The 17,165-nt window shown below is 71.6% G+C and carries 13 protein-coding genes and 1 pseudogene; 7 read left to right on the top strand and 7 right to left on the bottom strand.

What is annotated here, in order from left to right:
- Positions 1 to 184 precede the first annotated feature (184 nt).
- The 3 genes from ABEB28_RS06255 to ABEB28_RS06245 all read left to right on the top strand — a co-directional run bounded on the left by ABEB28_RS06255 (position 185) and on the right by ABEB28_RS06245 (position 4,313).
- Positions 185 to 2,380, top strand: a complete 2,196-nt coding sequence (locus tag ABEB28_RS06255) for an MMPL family transporter (protein WP_345727003.1) — start codon at positions 185 to 187, stop codon at positions 2,378 to 2,380.
- A 113-nt stretch (positions 2,381 to 2,493) separates the two neighbouring features.
- Positions 2,494 to 3,645: a sensor histidine kinase gene (locus tag ABEB28_RS06250; protein ID WP_345727002.1), complete on the top strand. Its 1,152-nt coding sequence runs from the start codon at positions 2,494 to 2,496 to the stop codon at positions 3,643 to 3,645.
- 2 nt (positions 3,646 to 3,647) lie between these two features.
- Positions 3,648 to 4,313: a response regulator gene (locus tag ABEB28_RS06245; RefSeq protein WP_345727001.1), complete on the top strand. Its 666-nt coding sequence runs from the start codon at positions 3,648 to 3,650 to the stop codon at positions 4,311 to 4,313.
- Positions 4,314 to 4,320: 7 nt separating this feature from the next.
- Here ABEB28_RS06245 and ABEB28_RS06240 read toward each other — a convergent pair whose 3' ends face one another.
- The 4 genes from ABEB28_RS06240 to ABEB28_RS06225 all read right to left on the bottom strand — a co-directional run bounded on the left by ABEB28_RS06240 (position 4,321) and on the right by ABEB28_RS06225 (position 9,599).
- Positions 4,321 to 4,800 carry a (2Fe-2S)-binding protein gene (locus ABEB28_RS06240; protein ID WP_345727000.1) on the bottom strand — a complete coding sequence of 160 codons (480 nt, stop codon included), beginning with the start codon at positions 4,798 to 4,800 and terminating at the stop codon, positions 4,321 to 4,323.
- A complete protein-coding gene (locus ABEB28_RS06235; RefSeq protein ID WP_345726999.1) occupies positions 4,793 to 7,102 on the bottom strand; it encodes a molybdopterin cofactor-binding domain-containing protein in 2,310 nt (769 codons plus the stop codon). Before ABEB28_RS06235 ends, ABEB28_RS06240 begins: the two co-directional genes overlap by 8 nt.
- Before the next feature lie 10 nt (positions 7,103 to 7,112).
- Positions 7,113 to 8,309 (bottom strand): oxygenase MpaB family protein, encoded by a 1,197-nt coding sequence (locus ABEB28_RS06230; RefSeq protein WP_345727059.1) that lies wholly within the window; start codon positions 8,307 to 8,309, stop codon positions 7,113 to 7,115.
- A 66-nt stretch (positions 8,310 to 8,375) separates the two neighbouring features.
- The gene (locus ABEB28_RS06225; RefSeq protein WP_345726998.1) at positions 8,376 to 9,599 is read right to left on the bottom strand and encodes an oxygenase MpaB family protein; all 1,224 of its coding nucleotides are present in this window, start codon (positions 9,597 to 9,599) and stop codon (positions 8,376 to 8,378) included.
- 160 nt (positions 9,600 to 9,759) lie between these two features.
- Between ABEB28_RS06225 and ABEB28_RS06220 the strand changes: the two genes are divergently transcribed.
- From ABEB28_RS06220 to ABEB28_RS06205, 4 genes are all read left to right on the top strand, one after another.
- Positions 9,760 to 10,428, top strand: a complete 669-nt coding sequence (locus ABEB28_RS06220) for a TetR/AcrR family transcriptional regulator (protein WP_345726997.1) — start codon at positions 9,760 to 9,762, stop codon at positions 10,426 to 10,428.
- A 100-nt stretch (positions 10,429 to 10,528) separates the two neighbouring features.
- Positions 10,529 to 11,347 (top strand): esterase/lipase family protein, encoded by an 819-nt coding sequence (locus ABEB28_RS06215; protein ID WP_345726996.1) that lies wholly within the window; start codon positions 10,529 to 10,531, stop codon positions 11,345 to 11,347.
- A 35-nt stretch (positions 11,348 to 11,382) separates the two neighbouring features.
- The gene (locus tag ABEB28_RS06210) at positions 11,383 to 12,882 is read left to right on the top strand and encodes a WS/DGAT/MGAT family O-acyltransferase (RefSeq protein ID WP_345727058.1); all 1,500 of its coding nucleotides are present in this window, start codon (positions 11,383 to 11,385) and stop codon (positions 12,880 to 12,882) included.
- A gap of 9 nt (positions 12,883 to 12,891) precedes the next feature.
- Entirely contained in the window at positions 12,892 to 13,950 is a 1,059-nt protein-coding gene (locus tag ABEB28_RS06205; protein ID WP_345726995.1) for an NAD-dependent epimerase/dehydratase family protein, read from the top strand.
- Between the two features lie 21 nt (positions 13,951 to 13,971).
- Here ABEB28_RS06205 and ABEB28_RS06200 read toward each other — a convergent pair whose 3' ends face one another.
- The 3 genes and pseudogenes from ABEB28_RS06200 to ABEB28_RS06190 all read right to left on the bottom strand — a co-directional run bounded on the left by ABEB28_RS06200 (position 13,972) and on the right by ABEB28_RS06190 (position 17,165).
- The gene (locus ABEB28_RS06200) at positions 13,972 to 14,919 is read right to left on the bottom strand and encodes an anti-sigma factor RsbA family regulatory protein (RefSeq protein ID WP_345727057.1); all 948 of its coding nucleotides are present in this window, start codon (positions 14,917 to 14,919) and stop codon (positions 13,972 to 13,974) included.
- Positions 14,920 to 15,270: 351 nt separating this feature from the next.
- A pseudogene (locus ABEB28_RS06195) lies at positions 15,271 to 15,678 on the bottom strand (MEDS domain-containing protein); the annotation flags it as partial.
- Positions 15,679 to 15,926: 248 nt separating this feature from the next.
- A complete protein-coding gene (locus ABEB28_RS06190; RefSeq protein WP_345726994.1) occupies positions 15,927 to 17,165 on the bottom strand; it encodes an MFS transporter in 1,239 nt (412 codons plus the stop codon).

Here is a 17,165-nt window from a genome sequence, read left to right as displayed (position 1 = left end):
CGGCGTACCCCGTCGTACTGCGGGCGCAGTAGAAGCGGTGCCGGTGCTGCCACGGCGGTAGGCGAAGATGCCCCGCCTGGACGACGCAGCGCAAAGGTCTCAGACAGCACGCTTGGGACGTCGATGTCGAGTGCGGACAAGTCCGTCGCACTCGCGCCCAAGCGCTCCGAGGAGACCTCTCACCATGGCACTATTCCTGGCCCGGCTGGGCGCGTTCAGCGCCCGGCGCAGGAGGCTCGTCTTCGCGGTCTGGGGGGCGGTGCTGCTCGCCGTCGTCGTCGGCGGGGCAACCGGCCTCAAGTTCAGCGACGGCGGCTTCACGCTGGGAAGCACCGAGTCGGGCCGAGCCCTGGCGACGATGGAGGAGAAGTTCCCCGCCGCGGAGTCCGACGACACGGACGACGCGGGCACGCTCCAGCTCGTGCTGACCGTGCCGGCCGGTGAGCAGATCACCAGCACCGCCAACCGGACCCTCGTCGCCGACGCGCTGGCCGAGGCCGGCCGCGTCGCGCACGTGGAGTCGGTGAGCAACCCGTTCGACGCGAATCGGCCCTACGTCTCCGCCGACCAGACCACCGCCGTGGCCACGCTGACGCTGACCGGTCTGCGCGACGACAACCGGGAGACCGTCCACGAGGACGTCGTCGCGGTCGCCGAGCACGCCCGCGACAACGGGCTGATCGCCGAGGTCGGCGGAACGGTGGAGGTCGCCGGGGCGGAGCAGAGTCCCGCCGAGGCCGTCGGCGCCATCATCGCGTTCGCGATCCTGATCCTGACGTTCGGATCCCTGGTGGCCGCCGGTGCGAACATGCTCGGCGCGCTCCTCGGCCTGGCCGTCGGCCTGCTCGGCGTCTTCGCGTTCTCCGCGATCCACCCGATCGGCGCCACCACCCCGACGCTGGCCGCGATGATCGGTCTGGCCGTCGGCATCGACTACGGCCTCTTCATCCTCGCCCGCTTCCGCACCGAGCTGCGCGAAGGCCGCTCGATCGACGACGCGATCGCCCGCTCGATCGGTACCGCCGGCTCCGCGGTCGTCTTCGCCGGCATCACGGTCATCATCGCGCTGGTCGGGCTCTCGGTCGTCCGGATCTCGTTCATCACCGAGATGGGCCTGGCCGCCGCCGTCACCGTCGCCGTGGCCGTTCTGATGGCCCTGACGTTCCTGCCCGCGCTGATGCGCGTCATGGGCCGCCGCGCCCTGCCCCGCAAGGAGCGCGCTGGCCGCCCGCCGGTGCAGCCCGCGGCCGAGCGGGAGGGCCTGACGTTCCTCGAGCGGTGGATCCGGCTGGTCGTCAAGCGCCCGCTGGTGGTCGGCGGGACGGCGATCGCCGCACTGCTGGTCGCCTCGATCCCGGTGCTGTCCCTGACCACCGCGCTGAGCTCCCCCGGCGGCGAGGACCCCGACAGCACCCAGCGCGCCGCCTACGAGCAGATCGCCACGAAGTTCGGCGAGGGCTCGCAGAACCCCCTGCTCGTCCTGGTGCAGGGCTCCGACGTCGCCACGAAACTGCCGGCGATCACCGAGGCGATCACCGGGCTCGACCACGTCGCCGCGGTCAACCCGGCCGGGGTCTCCGAGGCCGGTGACGCCGCACTGCTCCAGGTCGTGCCGAAGAGCGGGCCGATCGACGACGCGACCCGTGAGCTCGTGCACGACATCCGCGCCTTGGACGCCGACGGTGTCGAGCTGGCGGTGACCGGCTCGACGGCCGTCGACATCGACACCAACCAGATGCTCAGCAACGCGCTCATCGTCTACCTCGTGCTTGTTGTCGGTCTCTCGCTGCTGCTGATGATCGTGCTGTTCCGCTCGCTGCTCGTGCCGCTGCTGGGCACCCTCGGGTTCCTGCTCTCGCTCGGCACCGCCATCGGTGTCACGGTCGCGGTCTTCCAGTGGGGCTGGCTCGACCCGCTGTTTCCGGCCCCCGCCGGGAACCCGCTGCTGAGCCTGCTGCCGATCCTGCTGGTGGGCATCCTGTTCGGGCTCGCGATGGACTACCAGGTCTTCCTGGTGTCCCGGATGCACGAAGCCCACCGCCACGGCCTGAGCCCCGTCGAGGCCGTGCTCGACGGCTTCGGACGCACCGCCGCCGTCGTCGTGGCCGCCGCCCTGATCATGACGTCGGTGTTCGCCGGGTTCGCTTTCGCCGAGTCCGCGTTCGTGGCGCCGATCGGGCTGGCCCTCGCGGTGGGCGTTCTCGCCGACGCGTTCGTCGTGCGGATGATCATCGTCCCGGCGCTGCTCACGGTCTTCGGCGAGTCGGCCTGGTGGATGCCCCGCTGGCTGGACCGTGTCCTGCCCCACATCGACGCCGAGGGCAGCGCGCTGGAGCAGACCGACCCGGACGCCACCCAGGACCTGGCCACCGTGCGCTGATCCGCAGGGCGGGCTCCGCGGCGGGCCGCTCCTCTCCCCGGGAGAGCGGCCCGCTGCGGAGCCGAGTCCGCCCTCGGGGAGACTCGGGAGAGCGCACACACAGGGAGGACCGGATGCGCGGACGGGGCCGGATCGGGCTCACACTCCTCGGCCTGGCGGTCGTCGGTCTCGCCTCTGCAAGCCTCGTCCGCAGCGCCGACGAGCGCGACGGCGGCACGATCGTCCTCCTCGCCGTGGCGATCGCCGTCCAGGGCGCCATGGTGGTGTTCCGGCTCCGCGCCCCGTTGACCGCGTGGGCCGTGAGCCTGCTCTGCGTGCTGTCGATCCCGGCCGACGACGCCGTGTGGCTGGTCTGCGTCGGGGTCAGCCAGGTGCTGCTGGCGCACGTCGCGCTGGTCGCCCAGCGCCGGGTGACGATGGTGGCCGCCGCCGTCGCGGTGGTGACGCTCTGCGCCGCCAACAACCGGGTGCACGGGTTCGAGCTGATCGGCAACGGCGGTGTGGTCCTGCTGCTCTGGACCGCGAGCGCCGCCGCGACCGGCCTGGCGATCCGCTCCCACTTCGACTACGTCGCCGCGATCGAGGAACGCGCCCGGTGGGCCGTGGAGACCCGCACCGCCGAGGGGCGCCGCCTGGTCGCCGAGGAACGGCTGCGCATCGCCCGCGAGCTCCACGACGTCCTCGGCCACCACGTCGCGGTGATCCGGGTGCACGCCGGTCTCGCCCGCCGCACGCTGACCTCCGCCCCGTCCAAGGCCGCCGCCGCGTTGTCGGAGACCGAGGCCGCCGCGCAGGCCGTCCTCCGGGAGATGAGCGGCATCCTCCGCCTGCTCCGCGAGGACGAGCAGGAGACACCCCCGGCCCCGGCGCCCGGCCTCGCGGACCTCGACCCGCTGATCGAGACCGTCCGCCGCGGCGGCCTGGACGTCACCGTCGAGCGCGACGTCGATCCGCAGCGCGTGCCCGACCTGACCGCGGTCACCACCTACCGCGTGGTGCAGGAGTGCCTGACCAACGCCCGCCGGCACGCCACCGGCCCCCTGCACCTTACGATGCACACCGACGCCACCACGATGACGATCACCGCCGCCAACCCGGCCCGCGACGTGCCGGCCGCCGGCGGCGGTTACGGTCTGATCGGCATGCGCGAACGCGTCCGCGCCGTCGGCGGCCACCTCGACGTCACCCGCGCCGACGGCCGGTTCCGGGTCGTCGCCGAGCTGCCGCTCGATGTCGGGGCTGACCTCGCCCGGAAGGATGCCTGACCATGGCCGAGCCGAACCCGCCGGTGCGGGTACTCGTCGCCGACGACCAGCCGCTCATCCGCGCCGGCCTCCGGGGCGTGCTGGAGTCCCAGCCGGACATCTCCGTGGTCGGCGAAGCCGCGGACGGCGCCGAGGCGGTGACCGCGGCCCGCGCGGGCGGCGTCGACGTCGTGCTGATGGACCTGCGCATGCCCGGCGTCGACGGGATCGAAGCCACCCGGCAACTGACCGCCGATCCCGGCGACTCCCCCGGCGTCGCCGTCCTCGTCCTCACCACGTTCGAAGGCGAGCACGACGTCCTCGCCGCCGTCGCCGCGGGCGCCCGCGGTTACCTCGGCAAGGACGCCGATCCGGAGTCCCTTCTCGACGCCGTCCGGGTCGTCGCCCGCGGACAGACGCTGCTCTCCCCCCGTGCCATGGCCGCACTCAGCGCCGGGGTCACGCCACCTGCTCCGCCCGCGACCTCTCCGTCGGCCCTGGACTCGCTCACCGAGCGGGAACGTGAGGTCGCGCTACTGGTGGCGCAGGGGCTCACCAACGACCAGATCGCCCGCCGTCTGGTGATCTCCCCGTTCACCGCGAAGACGCACGTCAACCGGGCGATGTCGAAGATCGGGGCGCGGGACCGGGCCGGGCTGGTGGTCGCCGTCCACGCCGCCGGCGGCTGAGACCCGGCTACATCTTCGCCGCCCCCGTCCGGATCGCCGCACGGATACGGGGGTAGGTGCCGCAGCGGCAGATGTTGCGGATCCCGTCGAGGTCCGCCTCGGTGATCTCCCGCCCGTCGGCCGCCACCCTCTTGACCAGCGCCACCGCGGCCATGATCTGGCCGGGCTGGCAGTAGCCGCACTGGGCGACGTCGTGGTCGATCCAGGCCTGCTGCATCGGGTGCAACGGATCGTCCCCGGCCGTGGCCGGCAGGCCCTCGATCGTCGTCACCTCGTCGGCCGGCTCGAGGTCCTTCACCGGAATCGCGCAGGGGTTGACCGCTTTGCCGTTGACGTGGCTGGTGCAGGCCTTGCAGACGTTGATCCCGCAGCCGTACTTCGGCCCGGTGAGACCGAGCACGTCACGCAGCACCCAGAGCAGGCGCACGTCGTCGGGGACGTCGACGGTGACTTGCTTACCGTTGACCCGGAACGTGTGTTCAGGCATTACTCAGTCCGTCCGTCGGCGAAGGCGGGATCGGTGGGACCGTCGGCTTGACCTCGAAGGAGAGCGTGGCGTGGTTGATCGGGAAGCTGGTCGGCATCGTCCCCGTCGCGCGACCGTAGGCACCGGCGACCGCGGCCATCGACGCCGCCACGGCCAGCTCACCGGCACCGCCCGGACGGTCGGAGGTGTCCGGCATGATGATGATCTTCAGGTCCGGCGGGACGTTCCACTGCCGGGTGTAGAAGTAGTTGTCCCAGCTGGCCTCGAGGAAGTACCCGTCGCGCAGGTGCAGGCTGGCCGTCAAGGCCTGGGCGATGCCGTCCATGATGCCGCCCATCATCTGCGCTTCCAGCCCGCGCGGGTTCACGGTCAGGCCGACGTCGACGGCGAACACCACCTTCGTGACGCGCGGCCCGGTCACGCCCTCGCGGATCGGGCGGTTGACGGTCGCCGGCCGGTTGTCGATCTCGACCAGCGCGGCGCTGACCGACTTGTACTCGGTGTGCACGGCGATGCCCTGCGCCGTGCCCGCCGGCATGGCGCGACCCCAGTTCCCGGCCTCGGCGACCGTGTCCAGCACCGCGCGGGCCCGGCCGTCCCGCAGGAGCTGGCGCCGGACCTGCAGGGGGTCCTTGCCGATCTTCGTGCCCAGCTGATCCAGCATCAGCTCCCGGGCGCACGTCACGTCCGGCGAGTAGACGTTCCGCATGCTGCCGGTGTTGAAGCCCTTGTCGACCTCGCTGAGCAGCCGGCTCTCCGCCCCGACGCGGTAGGGCATGGTCTGGCTGAGCAGGAAGAAGACCTCCGAGAACGCCTTGTCGCCCACCGGGATCTTGGCGGCCAGCGACGTGATGATCTCGCCGAGCCCGTGGCCGAGGTCGGTGGAGACGCTGGTGTGCCGCTGCGTGTAGCTCAGCACGGCGTCGCCGGCGTAGGCGATCCGCACCCGGGAGGTCGCCATCGGATGCGCGCGACCCTGCCGGGCGTCGTCGGCGCGGTGCCACATCAGCTTGACCGGCTTGCCGATCTTCTGGGACACCTCGGCGGCCTCCAGCGCGGCGTCGAAGAACAGCTTGCGCCCGAACGACCCACCGCCCTCGACCACGTGCACCGCGACCTTGCCCACCGGGAGGCGGAGCTTCGCCGCGATCGTCTGCTGGGCGACGATCGGCGACTTCAGCGACGCCCAGATCTCTGCCCGGTCGGGCCGGACGTCGGCGACCGCGCAGTTGGGCTCCAGCGCGCTGTTACCGCGGAAGTAGAACGTGAACTTGCCCTCGACGGTGGGAGCCGGTGGCTTCGGCCCCAGCGGCAGCTCGGCCCCGGCGAGTTCCCGGAGGACACTCTCGTCGGACTTGCCGGCGGCGGTCCCCGGCTTCCACGTGACCCGCAGCGCGCGGACGGCGTCGATGCACTGGCCGAACGTGTCGGCACGCACCGCGACCCCGGTCGAGATCACGACGACGTCCGTGACGCCCGGCATCCGGCGGACGTCGTCGAGGTTGGCGACCGCACCGACCGTGCCGTTGATCGTCGGCGCACGGCAGACCATCGTCGGCTTGGCGTCCGGCACGTCGAGGTCCATCGCGAACTTCTTGCGCCCGGTCACCGCGGCCAGGGCATCGGTCCGGCCGTGCGGTTCGCCGATGACCGTGAACTTCGTCCGTGGAGCGAGTTCGACGGTCACCGCCTTCGTCCGCGAGCTCGCGGCCTTCTCCGCGAGCGTCCCGATCGGGACGCTCCCGCCGGAGCGGTTCTTGACGGTTCCGGCGGTCAGCGTCAGCTCGCCGACCGGTGAGCCGAGGTGGGCCGCCGCGGCGTCCAGCAGCCGATGCCGGGCGATCGCGGCGGCGGTCCGGATCGGCGTGTAGGTCGCGAACGTCGTGTTCGACCCACCGGTGAGCTGGTTGAACAGCAGCTCCGGCCGCGCGTCGGCCAGCGTCACCCGTACCTTGTCCAGCGGTACGGACAACTCCTCGGCGATCAGCATGGCCGTCGAGGTGGTGATGCCCTGACCCACCTCCGCCCGGGGAAGCGCGAACGACACCGTGCCGTCCGTGTTCACCACGACCGTGATCAGGCCCGACGTCGGCGCCGCGGCCAGCGTCATCAGATCGTTGAGGTCGACGACGTCGGTGATGTCCTGCGTCGGCAGCGCAGCCGCGGCCGACGACGGCGAGGCCGCCGCGGCCGACGATGGCGGGGCGAGCTGCGCGGCCGCCGCGAGGGTCGGCGCCGCCAGCACGTACCCGAGAAATCGTCGCCGCCCGACCGGGCCGCCCATCCGGTGATCCTCAGCCATCCGCGAGTCCTCAGCTCGGACGGTTGATCGTCGGGATGTCGATCTTCGTTTCTTTGCCCTTCGTCAGGTAGAAGAGGATGTACTGCCGGGCGGCTTCGTCGATGACCCAGGCGACCTCCGGGACGAGCGGCTTCGGGATGAGCCCTTCGCGGAACTTCACCAGCGTCGGCCAGGCGGTCTTGATCGCCGGATCCCACACCGGCTCCCGGGGGATGCCGTCCCAGTCGGCGACCTGGTCACCGGCGAGGTAGCGTCCGAGCGCGTTGCAGAGCGGGCGACTGATCTTGGTGCCCAGGCTGGTCTGCTCGGCCAGCTGGTCGAGCAGGATGTCGGTCAGCTCGACGCCTTCCCGGGTCGGCCCCATGTTGGGCGGCAAGACCTGATCGGACTGGGCGTTGGCGTCCGCCCAGGTCGCCGGGATGTACTCGTCGCGGATGCCGAGCAAGTGGGCGGTCACCTGCCAGACGTGCAGGTACGCCACCGACTCGGCGGGCTTGATCGGCACCTTCCACTCGAGCATCTTGCGCATCGCGAAGGTGGGGAGCGTGTGCCAGGTGACGAGCATGTCCTCCTGGCTGATCGGGACGGCGCCCTTCCAGTGCGGCGACTGCGGCAACAGGTGCCGCACGGCCGCGTGCACCAGCCGGGTCTTCACCGCGTTGACCACACAGTTGCCCTTGGGCTGGTACGCGTCCAAGGCGCCGACGGCGAACCCGAGGATGCTGGTCTTCGCGACGCGGTCCTCCATGTCCGCCCCGCCCTTGGAGTAGTAGACCGAGAGCGCCTCCTTGGGGATCGCGGTGCTGAGCATGCCACCGCCGATGCCGTTGAGCAGGTTGAGGTAGAGGCCTCTGGACTTGTTGAACTCCGCCGCGGCGTTCAACTTGCCCTGGTCGGCCCAGGACGGGAGCTGCCGCGCCCGCTCCATGAAGTCCCGCAGGTCCGTCGGCAGGCCGGCAGGCAGCGGCTGATCGTTGTGGTTCCAGTCCCACAGCAGCCGGTTGACCTCGGGCACGTCGCCGCGGTCGAGCAGTGCGGCGGCCACCGGGTCGGCTTCGGCGTCCCAGACCCAGCGCGGATCCACACCCGCACCGGTGCCCGCGACCGAGCCGCTCGGCGCCCAGGTCCAGTCCGCTACGCGCGCCTGCACTTGCGACATCGCGCTCAGCGCCCCGAACGCCCCGAGCGCGCCACTCGAGAGCAACATCTTGCGTCGGCTCAATTCCACGGTCCTCGACTCCTCCTCGAATTCACTACGGGACAGGAAAAGAAATCAGGACGGCCGGTTGGTCTCCGGGATCGTGATGTTGATCGGTTTCGCCTCGGACAGGAAAAGCAGCGCTGCCTTCCGCAGGAATTCGTCGAAGAGCCAGTAGCTCTCCGGTGCGCCGGGAAGGGGGAGCAGGCCTTCGCGCACGGCGATGAACGGGCCCCACGCCGTCCGCAGCAGCGGGTCCCAGACGGGCTCCCGCGGGATCTTCACCCATCCAGCGATCTCGTCGCCGAGCAGGAACCGGGTGAAGGCACCGAGGATCGGCTTGCTCAGCACTCCGCCGTCCACCGACGAGCCGAGGTTGAGCAGGATGTCGGCGAGTTTGATGCCCTCCGGCGTCGCCGCCAGCACCGGGGTGAGGACCTGCGCGGCCTGCGCGTTGGCCTCACTCCACGACGCGGGGATGTACTCGTCCCGGATGCCCAGCAGGTGCGCACCGACCTGCCAGGAGTGCAGGAACGCCGTGGACTCGGCGGCCGGCATCGGGATCTTCCAGGCGACGAGCTTCTGCATGACGGTCGTCGGCAGGCTGTGCCAGGTGACCATCATGTCGCGCTGGCTGATCGGGATCTCCTCGTCCGCGGCCTGCGTCCACTGCGGTGACTTGGGCAGCAGGTGCCGCACCGCCGCGTGCACCAGCCGGGTCTTGACGCAGGTCACGACCATTTCCCCGTCGGGCTGGTACGCGTTGCGGGCGCCGATGTCGTACCCGAGCTTGGCGGTCTTGGAGATGCGGTCCTTCATGTCCGCGCCGCCCTGGGAGTAGTAGACCGCGCGCGCTTCCTTCGGAATGACCGTGCTCATCATTCCGCTGGCCAGCCCGTAGAGGACGCCGAGATAGAGACCGCGCTTCTCGTTGAACTCCACCGCGGTGGCGAGCTTCCGCTGGTCGGCCCAGGACGGGAGCTGTCGCGCCCGCTCCATGAAGTCCCGCAGGTCCGTCGGCAGGCCGGCAGGCAGCGGCTGCCCGTTCTTCGTCCAGCCGGCGAGGAGTTGGTTGACCCGGGGTACGTCGCCGCGGTCGAGCAACGCGGCCACCAGCGGATCGGCCTCGTCGTCCCACACATACCGCGGGTCGGTGCCCGCGCCCCTTCCCGCCACCGATCCGGCGGCCGACCACGTCCAGGGCACTCGGCCCTGTGCGGGCGCCGCAACAGCCATTGCGCCGAGCGCCCCTAACGCTCCGCCCGCTTTCAGCATGTTTCGCCTACTGAGTTTGTCCATGTCTTCGCTCCTCCTCCTTGAGTCGCGAGTACCATTCCTGATACGGTGATACGCGAGCCGCATCTGTGTTTCAGCAATAAAGCACACCGAATCGTCGTCGACAAGACTCGACGGTGGGTAACGTTGAGTGACGGAGGGGTGGACGCGTTTGTGGGAGGTCGTGTTGGGGGCTCCGCCGTCGGGCCACGAGTCGTTGCTGGAGCGCGCGTACATCGACGCCGTCGAACGCGTCGAGGACGACGTGGACGAGATGCGAGCGGGCATCCTCGACGCCGCGTACGAGCAGTTCTGCCGCACCGGAATCCAGCGCTCGACGATGGAGGACGTGGCCAGGCGGGCCGGCGTCTCCCGGATCACGGTCTACCGGCGGTTCGCCACCAAGGACGCGCTGGTCGAGCACCTGGTGCGCCGTGAGTTCCGCCGCTACTTCGAGCAGTTCCTCGTCGAGATCGAGCACGCCGATACCGCCGCCGACCGGGTGGTGCTGGGCTTCGTGAGTTCACTGCGGGCCATTCGGGGCAACCCGCTGATCGGCGGCATCATGGAGACCGAACCGGACTTCCTGGTGCCGTCGATGATCAGCGACGGAGGGCAGACCCTCGCCACCGTCCGGCAGTTCGTCGCCGGTCAGCTGCGCCGTGAGCAAGGCGCGGGCAACGTCCGGAGCGACGTGGACGCCGACCTCGTCGCCGAGATGATGGTCCGGGTCTCCGCCTCGTTCCTGGCGTTCCCCAGCCACCTCATCGACCTCGACGACGACGAAGAGCTGGCCGGAGTCGCCCGGCAGTTCCTCGTCCCCATGCTGAATCCGCCCGGGAATCCACAGTAGAAGCTGGTTTCGGCCGGATACCGGTGATTGGATCGAATCGCGCCGGGTACGTCGCTCGATGCGGACCGACGAATCGACCCCACCGGATCGAGGAGGCGAGGTGACCCGGGCACCGACGACCGACCGTCTCCTCCAGCGCGTCGTCTCCCGCCAACTGCTGTACCTCACCGAACCGGCCCGGGCGATGGCCGACGCCAGCGTGCTCGCGGCGGCCTACCCGCTGCTGCGGCTGGCGCCCCGCGGCCAGGCGCACCCGGTTCTGGTCCTGCCCGGCCTCCTGGCCACCGATTCGTCCACCGCGGTGCTGCGCCGGTGGATCGACCGGCTCGGGTACCCCGTCGTCGGGTGGGACCTCGGCCGCAACCGTGGACCCACCCGCCGGGTGGTCGACGGCCTGCCGCGGGCGGTCGAGCGCCTGGCCGACCGGTACGGCCAGCCGGTCAGCGTGGTCGGGTGGAGCATGGGTGGCATCTTCGCCCGACGCCTGGCCTCGCGGATGCCCGAGCAGATCCGCCAGGTGATCACGCTGGGCTCCCCGTTCGCGAGCGACGCGGGGAACGGCGACACACCGGGCGAGCGGGCCTATCGTCGCTACGCCCGGCGGCACGTGGCCGACCGCATCCATCCGGACGACGCGGCGGGCGCGCACCCCCCGGCGGTGCCCAGCACGTCGGTGTACTCGCGCTGGGACGGCATCGTCGACTGGCGTTCCTGCCTGCTGCCGGCCGGGCCACGCAGCGAGAACATCGAGGTCCGGGCCAGCCACCTTGGACTGGGGCACCACCCGGCGGTGCTCTGGATCGTCGCGGACCGCCTCGCCCGACCGGCGGACGGGTGGCAGCCGTTCCGGACTCCGGACCAGCGCGCGCTTCGCTTGCTGTTCGCGGCGGCCAGTCCGTCCGCCGACGCGGGCGGCTGACCAGACTCGACGACGAGGAGGACCCCGTGGATCGGATGAGCGGCACGGATGCCGGCTTCTACTACGCCGAGGGCGAGAACACCCCGATGCACGTCGGATCCGTCGCGGTGTTCGAGGGCCCCGCCCCGTCCTACGGCGACGTCGTGCGACTCCTTCTCGGGAAGCTCTCGGAGGTTCCCCGGTACCGCCAGCGGCCGGTGCGGATGCCGATGAACCTCGGGCGTCCCCTGTGGGTCGACGATCCGCACTTCCAGATCCTGTACCACATCCGGCACACGGCGGTGCCCAAACCGGGCAGCGAGGAGCAGGTGCGCAACCTCGCCGGCCGCGTGCTCGGGCAGCGACTCGACCTCTCCAAGCCGCTCTGGGAGTTGTGGCTGGTGGAGGGGTTGGCGGACGGTCGCTGGGCGATGATCAACAAGGTGCACCACGCGATGGTCGACGGCGTCGCGGGCACCGACCTGATGCAGCTGATTTTCGACCTGACCCCGGACGCGCGGCAGCCGGAGCCGAAGGCCTGGGTGCCCCGCCGGCCACCGTCGGCGGCGTCGATGGTGTTCGAGACCGTGGCCGACGCGGTGGCCTGGCCGATGCGGCAGGCGTTGGCGGCGCCGAGCGCGATCGCCGGCCTCCGCTCGCCGCAGAATCTGCTGCGCCGCGGCGGGGTCCTCGGTGGTGCGATGCTCGCCGCGGGACGGCAGATGCTCACCCCGGTGGCCCCGACCCTCAACGGAGCGATCGGCCCGCACCGTCGCTGGGCCTGGACCCAGACCACGGTCGAGGACGTCCGCCGGGTCCGCAAGGCGTTCGGCGGGTCGATGAACGACGTCGTCCTCGCCGCGATCACCGGCGGCTTCCGGGACCTGCTCGCCGCTCGCGGTCAACTCGCACCCGGCCGGGTGGTGCGGACGATGGTCCCGGTGTCGATCCGGCGGCAGGCCGAGCGCGGCGCGTTGAACAACCAGGTGTCCGCGGTCTTCGTCGACCTGCCGGTGAGCGAGCCGAAGGCGAAGGCCCGGCTGGACTCCGTGCGGGCGCAGATGGACGCGCACAAACGGACGCTCTCGGCGTACGATCCGCGCTCGGTTCCCGGGCTGGTCGATCTGGTGCCGGCAGGCTTGCTCGCCGCCGGCGTCCGGACGCTGCTCCGGGCGGACCAGCCGTGGCTGCAAGCCATCACCACCAACGTGCCCGGCCCCCCGGTGCCGCTGTACGTGCTGGGCCGCCGGATGGAGTCGCTCTACGCCTACGTGCCGATCGGCGGCGGAGTGCGGACCTCGATCGGGATCTTCTCCTACCGCGACACGATCAGCTTCGGGATCAACGTGGACTTCGACGCCGTCCCGGAGGTGGACGTGCTCGCGGACGGCATCTGTCGCGGGATGGAGGATCTGGTGAAGGCGGCCGAACGGGCGGACGCTGTCGCCGACGGCAGCGGGTCACCCAACCGGCAACGACCGGTCCGGAAGACCCGCAGCGGCCCGCCACGCACGCGATCGTCCGCGCCGCTGAACTCGTCGAAACCAACTCGGTAGGGGGCTCGGGTGGCCACGTCGAGAACGACACCGTCGAAAACGGGCCGGTCCGCCGGCCGGCCGAAGCGGCGGCAGAACCTCACGGTCGCGGTCACCGGGCCGACCGGCACCTTCGGCTCCGGCCTCCTTCCGCTGCTGGAGGCGGACGACCGGGTGCGCCAGGTGGTCGGGATCGCACGGCGGCCGTTCGACCCGTCGGCGCGCGGCTGGAGCAAGATGACCTACCGGCGCGGTGACGTGCGCGAGCCGGACGTGCTGCGCTCCGCGTTCGCCGGCGCGGACGTCGTCGTCCACCTCGCCTTCCTGATCACCGGCACCGCCGATCGCGAGACGATCCGCAGCATCAACGTCGACGGCACGCTCAACGCGTTCCGGGCGGCGTGCGAGAGCGGCGTTCGCCGCTTCGTGTACGCCTCGTCCGTCGCCGCGTACGGGTTCCACTCGGACAACCCCGACCGGCTGACCGAGGATTGGCCGGTCCGGCCCGCCGCCCGGCTGTTCTACGCCCAGGAGAAGGCGGAGCTCGAGCGGCTGCTGACCGCCGAGTCGGAGCTGCATCCCGAGGTCGAGCTGTACTTCCTCCGGCCCTCGATCGTGGTGGGGCCGAACGTGGTGGGGGGCAAGGCCGATCTGCCCGGCGTGCTGCGGCCGCTCGGCCAGCTGCTGCCCAGCCGTCCCCGCCGGCTGCCGGTGCCGGTCGTCGTGGCGGTGCCCGCGCTCACGCTGCAGCTCGTGCACGAGGCGGACGTCGGCCAGGCCCTGCTGCGCTGCGCGGTCGGCGACGGGCCGCCGGGCGCCTACAACATCGCCGGCGACGGCGTCGTGACCGCTGTCGACGTGGCCCGGGAGTTCGGCGCGTGGCCGGTGCCCCTCCCGCCGGGGCCGGTCAGGGCGATGGCGCGCGCGGTCAGCGCGGTGCCCTTCCTGCCCCCGTTCGCCGAGTGGGCCGAAGCGGCGAGCCGACCGGCGATCATGGACACCTCACGCGCCAAGAAGCTGCTCGGCTGGGCTCCCGAGTACACCGGCATCGAGGCGCTCCGGGACACGTTCGCCGACGCGGAGACGTGACACGCACCCCGTGCCGCCCGGCTACGGCCGACCAGCCGAGTTCAAACGGACGGCGAAGCGCACGCGGGTCTGGCCGTCGGCCGTCTCGACGGACAGCGCGTCGCACAATTGCCGCGCCAGCCACAGCCCACGGCCGCCGGTGAGGGTCCGGACCGGCGGCCGGTAGCCGATCAGCGGATCGGGCAACCCCGGGCCGTCGTCGCTGACCTCGCACACCACGACCTGGTCGGAGATCCAGACCCGCAGCTCGCGGTGCCCGCCGCCGTGCAGGATGCTGTTGCAGACGATCTCACTGACGACGAGACGCAGATCGTCGAGGCGGTGCTGGTCGGCCCAGTCGTGACCGGTTAGCAGGCCCAGCACGGCGCGGCGTGCCGGCGAGGCGCTAGCACCGACCGGCATGACGAGTACCGGCTCGCCGACGGCGGTCGGCACCGATTCCCTGACCTCCCGGAGGAGCCGGTCGGCCGCGACGTAGGCGTCGCTGTCCCGCCGGTTCGGGTCGCTCACGACGGGATGCGTACGTCGCGCGTCGGCCAGGACCGCCGCGGGGAGGGCACGAGTGTCGTAGGGACACAGGATGGACGCCGGAGCGTCGGCGAACACGCTGTTGAGCGCCGACTCGTACCGGGTCCATGTCGGGTGCCTGTCGACGGTGCCGAACCCCACCTCGCCGATGAGGCGGACCTCGCGGTGTCCGCGTTTGTTCGCCTCGGCGAGTATCCGCTGCCAGCCGGCGATCGTCGTCGCCGGGCGCTGATACCACTCGTCCCGATCGATGAAGGAGACGGCAGCCGCGTCGCCACCGAGGGCGCCCCGCAGCAGCGTCATGTTGTCCATGGTCACCGCGGCGGCGACCGCCTGGTCCTGCGCCAGGCCCGCCCGGACGAATGGGAGGACGCCGGCGACCAGTTCGTCGTCGTCGCCGTAGAACAGGGCCTCATGGCTGAGGTGGATGGAGGTAGTCATCGTCAACTCACCACGATAGCGGGGTACGTCTGGTCGAAGGCCGCTAGTTGCCAGTGCCGCCGGAACGTGGCCGAAGCGCCGCGAATGGCCGCGGTTCGCCCGCCCTGGGCGACCGCCCGACCGGCCAGGGCTATCGCCCGCAGGCCGGCCGGCGAAGGTCAGATCGCTGCCGTCCAGCACGGGCGGGGCGCTGTACCGGAGCGCCGCCGTGAGGATCTCGCCGAGCCGTCCGGCGAACGCCATGTCGACCTCACCGCTGAGCCGGAGACTGCCGTCCGGACCGGCGTGCACCTGGAAGCCGGTGTCCACGTCGCCGACCACCCGCCGAATGCGGTGCGAGTGCACCGACTCCAGCACGGCGAGATCGGTGGGGCACCAGCGCCGGGGGTCGTAGACGCACAACGCGGTGAACGGCAGGCTCGCCGCCAGCAGGCCCGCACCGAGTTCGTAGCCGGCCCATGACGTCCCCGCGTCCGGCCGGCTCGCCGCCCAGTCCACCTCGGCGGCCACCCGGTAACCCTGGAACCCCTCGTCGACGGCGGCGCCCACCACCTCTGCGTACTCCCGCAGCCGCAGCTTCGGGTCGAAGAGCCCGCCACCGAGATAGGCGGCCTCGGCTGAGCCGGGAACCAGCTGCCGGTTCGCGACGAGTGCGGTGACGTCGACTCCGGCCTCCCTCAGGACCGCCGCGACCGTCTCGACGCGGTGTTCCGGTGAGCCCAGGAACGCGACTCGCTCCTGCCGGGACAGGCCGGCAGTGAGGTAGCGAAGGAGCTAATCATCCCGCCCGGCTTCGTCGGGCGGCGACACCCAGCACGCGTGATGGTGTGGACCGAGGTTCGCCATTTCCACGGTCGTCGACAGCCCGACCAACGAGGTGTCCTCTCGTTTGACCACACCACACCACACCTCACTACTGCTCTACAGCGTTGAGCAGCATACGTCGAGGTATCCCCGCTCGCTCGCACACCGGCTCCGGATTCACCGGCGCGCCTGGCCACCGCCCATCAGCCCAGCCACCTACTGGGCCGCGTCCGCGGGCGTCGGCGTTCCGCAGGTCGGTCCAGGCGCCACAGACGACCGAGCGTTGCGGCGCACGCCGACGCGGCCACCCCGCCACCCGCGAGCAGCAGCGCGATCCGGACGTCGAGCGTCTCGGCCAGCAGCCCTCCGAGCGCGGCGCCGAGCGGCTGGCCACCCCAGGCGATCATCCGGGCGGTCGTGTTCACCCGGCCCTGCAGCGCATCCGGGGTGGACTCCTGACGAACGACGATGCCGTTGAGGTTCACCAGCATGTGGGCGGCGTACCACGCGGCCAGCGTGACGAGCCCGACCGCGAGCCGATCGCTGAGCGCCCAGGCGGACACCGCCAGCCAGCCGCCCAGCAGCCCCCCGAGAGTGATCCGGCCGACGCTCAGCCGGGCGCGGAGCGGGGGCAGGAGCAGCCCGGCGGCGAGGCTACCGGCCCCGGCCGCGGCGTAGAGCAGCCCGATCCGGCCGTCGTCCTCCGGAAGGCCCAGGCTGCGCACGGCGGCGACCACGACGAGGCCCAGCACCGCGCCGCCGGTGAGGCTGTTGCCGACGCCGAGCAGCGTCAGCCAGCGAATCGTCCGATGGCCCCAGAGGAAGTGGAGCCCTTCGGCAATCTCGGCCCGCATCCGCCGACGCCCGCCCGTCCCCGCGATCGCGGGGAGATCGAGGCGCCGCAGCAGCCACGCGGCGAGCGCGAACGAGGCGGCGTCCAGGCCGAGCGTCCAGGCCGGACCGATCGTGGCCATGCTCACGCCGCCGAGCGCGGGACCACCGACCGTGACGATCGTGTTCGCGGTGTTGAGCTGGCCGGTCGCCACCGCGATCCGTTCCCGGCCGACCAGGGCCGGCAACGTCCCGAACGTCGCCGCGTCGGAGAAGACGAACAGCGTCGCGCCACCGGCGGCGACCGCGAGCAGGTGCCCGGTGGTGAGCAGCCCGGCCGCGTCCGCGATCGGCACGCTCGCCAGCAGCCCCGCGCTCAGCGCGGCGGTGACCACCAGCGTGCGGCGCCGGTCCCACCGGTCGGCCACCGCGCCGGCGGGCAGTCCCAACAGGAGATACGGCAGGGCCTCCAGCGCCGCGGCCAAGCCGGTCAGCGCGGCGTTGCCGGTCCGCTCGTAGAGCAACACCGGCAACGCCACCAGGGTGAGCGCCGACCCGGCCCAGGAGACCGTGCGGGCGACCAGGAAGCCGCCGAACCCGCGGCCGCGCAC

The sequence above is a fragment of the Cryptosporangium minutisporangium genome, assembly GCF_039536245.1.
GTDB lineage: Bacteria > Actinomycetota > Actinomycetes > Mycobacteriales > Cryptosporangiaceae > Cryptosporangium > Cryptosporangium minutisporangium.
The sequence above is the reverse complement of the archived record's forward strand: the minus strand, read 5'-3'. Positions and strand labels throughout refer to the sequence as shown.

Coding starts and splice junctions, on each gene's coding strand:
- ABEB28_RS06240 (WP_345727000.1), bottom strand. CDS start 4,800: ATGCCTGAACACACGTTCCGGGTCAACGGTAAGCAAGTCACCGTCGAC.
- ABEB28_RS06255 (WP_345727003.1), top strand. CDS start 185: ATGGCACTATTCCTGGCCCGGCTGGGCGCGTTCAGCGCCCGGCGCAGG.
- ABEB28_RS06245 (WP_345727001.1), top strand. CDS start 3,648: ATGGCCGAGCCGAACCCGCCGGTGCGGGTACTCGTCGCCGACGACCAG.
- ABEB28_RS06225 (WP_345726998.1), bottom strand. CDS start 9,599: ATGGACAAACTCAGTAGGCGAAACATGCTGAAAGCGGGCGGAGCGTTA.
- ABEB28_RS06235 (WP_345726999.1), bottom strand. CDS start 7,102: ATGGCTGAGGATCACCGGATGGGCGGCCCGGTCGGGCGGCGACGATTT.
- ABEB28_RS06230 (WP_345727059.1), bottom strand. CDS start 8,309: ATGTTGCTCTCGAGTGGCGCGCTCGGGGCGTTCGGGGCGCTGAGCGCG.
- ABEB28_RS06250 (WP_345727002.1), top strand. CDS start 2,494: ATGCGCGGACGGGGCCGGATCGGGCTCACACTCCTCGGCCTGGCGGTC.
- ABEB28_RS06210 (WP_345727058.1), top strand. CDS start 11,383: ATGAGCGGCACGGATGCCGGCTTCTACTACGCCGAGGGCGAGAACACC.
- ABEB28_RS06200 (WP_345727057.1), bottom strand. CDS start 14,919: ATGACTACCTCCATCCACCTCAGCCATGAGGCCCTGTTCTACGGCGAC.